Genomic DNA, 4760 nt, shown 5'->3' with positions numbered 1-4760 from the left:
CGTATCAGCAAGCATTTAATCTAAACGGCAGTTACACAGAATTCGGGATGGTCTCGTTCACCAATACTTATATTATTGATATTGTTAATAATTACTTTTGTATATTTCATGCATGGTTACCAACTAATAATGACGAAAGACTTTTGCTTAAGTTGATATCGTATTCAGCGTGGTCAACACTTATATTTTTTTTAGCATTTATAATTCATAGAGAGTTCAACAAGTTCATTGGTCGTTTCATTAATTTTGATTTTTCTGTATTTTGGATATTAGCTTCAGCAAGTTTTTTAATTCTATTAATATGCTTAGTTATAGGTTATTGGTATCTCTCACCAAAAAAAGTAGAGATTTTACAAGCTAGAATGAAGTCTGAACTTAATATAGATACAGATCACCTTTCTAATTTGAAGCAAAAAAACTATTATGCTGCTAAGTTTGAGGTTGAAAAATTATGGTTTGAAAAAATTTTGAATAATGGAGAAAGTATTCAGAATTTGACTGATCTAGTTGAATCTAACATAAATAATAGGAAACCTTCTAGTAGAGATATAGACTCAATAATTCAGCTAATGCTTAGTAATCAGTACACAATTAATCTATTATTAGTGATTTTAACTGTTACTTTGACAGTTAGCTTATCACCTTTAATCCCATCCATCACTGATGAAAATTTTTTTTCTATGTTTAGCATACTTAACCTGTCAGCATTATATTTTTGGGTGGCTCTTGTATTATTGTTTGTTTTTATAAAGATTCTATTTATGATTTTTATATGGTCTATTGAAATTAGCACCAAAAATAAAATTTTTGTTGTATGGAGATATGAAATTTTTAGAGATATGCTAGCTAGACACCAAACAGTTATCATAAAAAAACCTAGAATACGTTATGTGCCAGTTCTGGAGAGTAAGAAGGAACAAGAAAAAATAGAGAATGAAAGTGAAGTTAAGATTGTGATAGATATTGCAGAAAAAGTTGAAGCCAGAAATAACAGATGAACATTTTTCCCTTTTATTAATTTCAAACTATTTCACGTTTATAAAAGTGAGTGATGAAATAGCTATTTGAAAATGAACTAAACATAAATCTTATTAACTACTCCCTCTGAGAAACCAGTTTATGCTTCTCAATATAAGCACTAACTGACTTTCTCAGTTATCTTCTGTATAATATAATTGCAGGCGGAAACCGTGGCTCTGCATTTCACCTTTCTTTTTTATCTCGGGACGGACCGATACTTTGATAGGCACCTTGCTGTTTAAATACAGGTGCTTTGGAGTCTTGGTTGATTACGTTATCCCCACTCAAACGTCGCTTAACATATGTGACCGTCTTTGAAATCATTGCTATTATTTTATCTACTCTTTTATTGATGATACTCAGTCATAGTGATGCATCAGAATCGTTGCCCGTCGCGGTAATGATGTCGGTAGCAGCCGTCATTTGGAACTTTATCTACAATACCGCTTTTGAAGCGTGGGAACGTCGCAAACGTTTGGTACATCGGACGTTATGGATACGCAGTGCCCATGCTGTTGGTTTTGAAGGTGGGTTGGTGTTGATTTGCTTGCCACTGTATATGGTTTGGTACGATGTTGGTCTAATCCAAGCCTTTAAGATGGAGGTAGCATTACTGTTGTTCTTCTTGGCTTACACCTTCCTTTTTACAATGGCCTTTGATAAGATATTTGCGTTATCGTATCAGCATGAGTCCGTCGCTGCTTCTTAGGACGCGTTGAGTACAGAAAAAGGCTGCCTATTGGCAGCCTTTTTTGATGGTATCACTACAGACTATCTAGTTAAAAAAGTCTATCTGTCAAATCAAATAGTCTGTTGCATTGGTTTTACCATTATGGTTTGTCGTTCAATTTCTATATCTAATGCCTCGCTCAAACCAGCAAAAGCGTGCACATTGAAGAATGAGTTGATGTATAACCAAGACTATGGAACGGAATTCGAAGCTATCGGTAATAGCTCTAAATCTATTGAACTATATTACAACCAGACTGTGACTCGGAAGGGTTCAGTCTATAAGATGCCAAGACAGATGTAGTTTGATTGTTATCATTAAGCTTCGTAACTAAAGCTTCCTAAGTTTAACTGTACGGATTTGACGACATGGGTCAAATGGTACCTAAAGTTTAATCAACTTCATACCTTTTTTGATTTTTAAAAACTAAAGGGACATTCCACTGGTTCTTCGTTAGCTAAGAAAGCCATTTGATAGTTGTAGATATCGTTGACACAAATTTCTGTTTCATTAACCGTATCAAACTGCTCAGCTGTTTTGGAAATGTTGTAATTAAAATTTAATATTTGTTCTGGGCCTGTGATTGATAAGTCACTGCTTTTAAAATTTATAAGAGCAGTCTTTTTCTCAATCTTTACTTGAAAACTATTGTTGCCAAAATTGCTAGTTTCAAATCCTAGCTTTTTCTCTTCTGGTGTTAAACCGTTCAAGTATTCTTGAATGCTGTTTTTTAGTGGCGATGCTTTGTCTACATATCGAATAACATAGCTTGAATCGTCTAAATTTGGATTTTCAAAGTAAACTTTAATTTCTAATGCTGTGCTTTTATATAATTCATTTATAGTATTTAACTCTGTCTTTTCTTCAGTGCTTTTCTTCAAAGTATCATGAGTGCAAGATGCTAAAAATAAAAAGCTTAATAGGAAAGGTAATATATTAAACATGATTTTAACCTTCAAATTACCAACAATACATTTTTAAATATAACTAGCTACATGACCCGTACTATAACCCCGTTTTGTATGTTTATATACAACAATCGCTCCATACGCTGGTTTTGATATTTTTACAAAATTTTCTGGATATCTAGTTGGAAATTGCAACGAAGGATCTTTTGTAAACGCGTATTTTTTCTATTTCAAACAATAGTTTATGAAAGAAGCACGTCAGGCTGTTGTTAGACTTGGGGTATAGAGTTTATTGCCCATAATTTCTACAATTGGTTATTTCACTTTTTAAACGTAAAGGAATCTCGTTAATATTATCTAACATAAAAACCTCATTGCCTTTATACCAATCATCGCTTAATGGAGAAGATGCATTTTCAAGTTTACTCGCAACCTTTTCCCAGACTACTCCACATATATTCATTCTTATATATCCTTTAAGTTGCAATTTGTTATCGACGAACTTAATTGAAAACTGCCCTGCATCTCCATCAACAACACACTGATAGTACGGTCCTTTATTATCTTTAGTACATTGTCCAACCTGCATATACCAATTTGGTAAATGCTTATATTTTACATATATATTAATTAATCCTTTTTCTAAACCATCTGTAAAACCGAAATCACTTCGCACATTTTTAGCTTGAAGAGGAACTTTCCAAAATTCAATTAGAATTGATTGGACAATTTGCTGTGTATTTTTGTTTAAATGGGCTGCTGAATAATTACGATAATAATTGCTTTTAGTAATGGATTTGTCCTCCATCCAACTGTATGTGCTTTCTTCTGCGTTCTTTGATTCCGTCATGCTTTGAGTTTGTTTAACGGTTGAACTGTTGCAGCTAGCTGTAAATGAAAGCGTAGCAATAATAAATAAAACATTCATTAAGATTTTCACTAAACATCTCCCGCTATAACACAAAAGGTTAATTTATTTTGTCCAGATTTAATAATCGTATTATGTATTTGATAATAATCCACTGCGCTTTGTATAACCACACATCCTGTTGACTACGTATTGATAGTTGAATATGACGCCCGTTGGCGTATAAGATGCGGGGTGAAAATTTAACCCTTTGCCTGTTTCAGGCCTAGAGGCCCCAAAATTATCAGGCATGTTATTTCTGTTAGTATCTCTATTAATATAAGCGACCCCAGTATGGGCAAAAGCGTCTCATAATTTATTGATCCTTTCTTTAACGTAATCTACGGCATTCTTAATTTATAGGTAAAGTATAGACATACATTCTAAAAAATGCTAAAGATCAGTCCGCTACTGGGCTTAGATCACGCTTATCAATCCAGCCGAATTTAGTACCATTTTTATAAGCAACTTTCACCCAGTCCTCATTTTGATCAAAAGCTTCAATCAAATCACCTTTGATATAATAGTTCGGTTTCGACCGTGATTCGAATTTTTCATCAAGAATTTCTGCTTGATCTGTTTTGACAGTGTACTTGGTGGGTAAGGGAGGGCAATTTTGAAGTAGCTCCTCGTCATTATTAAACGATTCGCTTATAGATTGGTTGTACTCTGACACCGTCGTTACAGTATTATCAGTGCAATAGTAATTATGATCTTGCACTGTATAGCCTTCAGTCGTTGTAGCAGAGATGTACCAAACTCCATTTTTGTAAGTATAATAATAATGGCGAATTGGATAACCCCTGCTTGAGAAATAGGTTCTCAAAATAAAACCAGAATAGTTAGGCCGTGGTAATATGTCAGATAAAAAGTAACCTCCATCGCTAGCATGATTTGACGTATCTAAGCTCAATGTATATTTACTATTTTCATCTCCAAGAAAGGCATAAAGTTCATCATCTTGAAATACGTTATTCTCATCATTGATAGAGGATATAACTTTATCGTCAATGCCATCTGCATTAACATCAAAAGTGAAGATCTTATGTGAGTTTTCATCATACTTTGCTTCGATATCTGTAAACGAAAGTAATTTAGGCTCCTCCTTTATGTACTCCCCATCAATCAGATATGTACGGGTGAACCGCCCCGGTATTGTCGGAGAGTGATTTACTTGAGTCAGGCAGCTTTGTCT

5 protein-coding genes are annotated in these 4760 nt (G+C 33.9%); 2 read left to right on the top strand and 3 right to left on the bottom strand.

Annotated features, from left to right (window positions below):
- Together EI164_RS14725 and EI164_RS14720 are read left to right on the top strand one after the other, a co-directional pair.
- On the top strand, positions 1-998 hold a 998-nt coding region (locus EI164_RS14725; RefSeq protein ID WP_192520668.1), incomplete at its 5' end, for a hypothetical protein.
- A 287-nt stretch (positions 999-1285) separates the two neighbouring features.
- Positions 1286-1729, top strand: a complete 444-nt coding sequence (locus tag EI164_RS14720; RefSeq protein WP_192520667.1) for a PACE efflux transporter — start codon at positions 1286-1288, stop codon at positions 1727-1729.
- A gap of 440 nt (positions 1730-2169) precedes the next feature.
- Here the strand turns inward: EI164_RS14720 and EI164_RS14715 are convergent, their stop codons facing one another.
- The 3 genes from EI164_RS14715 to EI164_RS14705 form a co-directional block, all read right to left on the bottom strand.
- On the bottom strand, positions 2170-2694 hold the full coding sequence (locus tag EI164_RS14715) for a hypothetical protein (RefSeq protein ID WP_192520666.1): 525 nt from the start codon (positions 2692-2694) through the stop codon (positions 2170-2172).
- A gap of 253 nt (positions 2695-2947) precedes the next feature.
- The gene (locus tag EI164_RS14710; protein ID WP_192520665.1) at positions 2948-3598 is read right to left on the bottom strand and encodes a hypothetical protein; all 651 of its coding nucleotides are present in this window, start codon (positions 3596-3598) and stop codon (positions 2948-2950) included.
- A gap of 367 nt (positions 3599-3965) precedes the next feature.
- Positions 3966-4760 (bottom strand): hypothetical protein (locus EI164_RS14705; protein ID WP_192520664.1); only part of this gene is annotated, 795 nt, incomplete at its 5' end.

The organism is Psychrobacter sp. FME13 (genome assembly GCF_014861395.1).
Taxonomy (GTDB): domain Bacteria; phylum Pseudomonadota; class Gammaproteobacteria; order Pseudomonadales; family Moraxellaceae; genus Psychrobacter.
Note: the sequence above shows the minus strand (reverse complement) of the source record. Positions and strands in the feature narration are given on the sequence as shown.